Source organism: Algibacter sp. L4_22, assembly GCF_023473045.1.
Classification (GTDB): domain Bacteria; phylum Bacteroidota; class Bacteroidia; order Flavobacteriales; family Flavobacteriaceae; genus Algibacter.
Genome location: NZ_JAMCOK010000031.1, coordinates 1 through 1,710, shown reverse-complemented (window position 1 = coordinate 1,710; position 1,710 = coordinate 1). Strand labels below are relative to the sequence as shown.

The 1,710-nt window shown below is 29.5% G+C and carries 2 protein-coding genes; both read right to left on the bottom strand.

What is annotated here, in order from left to right; all coding sequences use genetic code 11:
- Positions 1–123: 123 nt before the first annotated feature.
- Positions 124–885, bottom strand: coding sequence for a hypothetical protein (locus tag M4I23_RS19415; RefSeq protein ID WP_249755513.1), 762 nt, complete (start codon positions 883–885; stop codon positions 124–126).
- Positions 886–1,103: 218 nt separating this feature from the next.
- Positions 1,104–1,622: a hypothetical protein gene (locus M4I23_RS19410; protein WP_249755512.1), complete on the bottom strand. Its 519-nt coding sequence runs from the start codon at positions 1,620–1,622 to the stop codon at positions 1,104–1,106.
- Positions 1,623–1,710: the final 88 nt, after the last annotated feature.

Below are 1,710 nucleotides of genomic sequence, written 5' to 3'. Positions count from 1 at the left end.
GTTAGTTGCGTGTTTAAGCAACTAATTTAGTAAACAAAAACGAACGCGAGAAAATTCCGAAGGAATTTTCCAAATAAGCACTTGCCAAAGCAATTAATTATACACGTTGTTGTGTGTAGACTTTTATTTCATAATACGTGTACTCATATGGAAGTCAGATATATCTTTGTATGTATTTTTTAAATCAAATTGGTTGTTTTTTTTAAGTGGCCATATTCTCAAACTTTTTTCAATGTCACTAGGCGAAATTTCATAACCCTTTTCTTTTAACCCTGAATAATGAATAACTTTTATTCCAAAATTTTTGATTTGTAAGGTTATAACATAAGAATTCCTTGTTAAATCATAAGGGTCGTATTTATTAGAGTCATTCGTTTTCATTGATGCCATTGTAATATTTGACTGTTCCCACATTAAATTTTCCTCTGAATTTATATATGAAATATCGACTTTTATATCTTTTGGTAAATTTCTATATTCAAACAAATGTTTATAATGATTATCAGGAATTATCTCACGATAATTTGTTCCTGCATTTATCATCATAATTGTTTTTAGAGTCCATTTACAAATAATAATTCTCTCTTTTTTTGATAGTCTTTTAAGTTTGCTATAATCAGATTCAATCTCTAAATAGATTGGACGAAATTCATTTTCAAGATTTGCCATCCAGCCATTATTACAATCAGTACAGATATTTCCAAATACAAGTGATTCGCCTGATTGGTTTCTTTCGCTAACAACACCACTTGACATTAATATATGTGAACCTCTAAAATTACCTTTAGTATTTCCAACAATATGTTTTTGTAACCACTTTGGCCAAATATGTTCTTTAGATTTGTCTTTTTTCTCGTTACAAAATTTACATATTATTTTCCCCATTCAGATTGGCAGTTTACACACAACGTTGATGTGTATGGAACGTAGCGTGTAAAAAGGTAATATATTTAAGGATAAAACAGAGCTAAATTTTTAATTTTGTTTTTAACTTGTCAAACGTAAAAGCCAAATTAAAAATTTGGCGGACTCGGAAAATAAGCAAAAACCTCTCGGAAAGCCTAATTTAGCTATGTTTTATACACGGTGTTGGCATTTCGTTTTTATTCTTTTTTTAAACTCCAATCTATGTCAAAATAGTCCATTGTGTAATCTACATAATTTTCAGGAACAAATTTCGAAACGTAATTTTCAAAATATCTTTTTTTAAGTCCTAAAGCAAATGTGTCCTCAGATTGATTTTCATAGAATTCGAAAGGTTTTATATTCTGTATTTTAGTCCATTTAGAATTAGATTTTGGGTTAATCGTATTTACCATTCCAAATGAGTCTTGATTCCGTACAATTTCAAATTTCATAGTGTCTATTATTTTACGATTTGAAAAAGGGTCTCTTATATATTGAATCAGAGTGTCATTTTTAAGCTTATATGAAGATAAGTAACTCAATCCAGTTTGATTAACAACAACAAATCCTGTGTCTGTAATATGAGCTTCGTAATAATTTTCTCTTTCAGATGAATCTACGTTGTACCAAACTCCATTCAATTCGGTTTTCTCCTTTCGAGAGCATCCAAAAATGATAAAAATTAGGATTAGTAAATATGTTTGCGGATTTTTCATAAATGAATGCCAACGTTTATGTATATGGAAAGTTGCGTGTTTGTGTGCGAGGATTTTCCGAAGGAAAATCAGAAGCTAGCAAACAAAG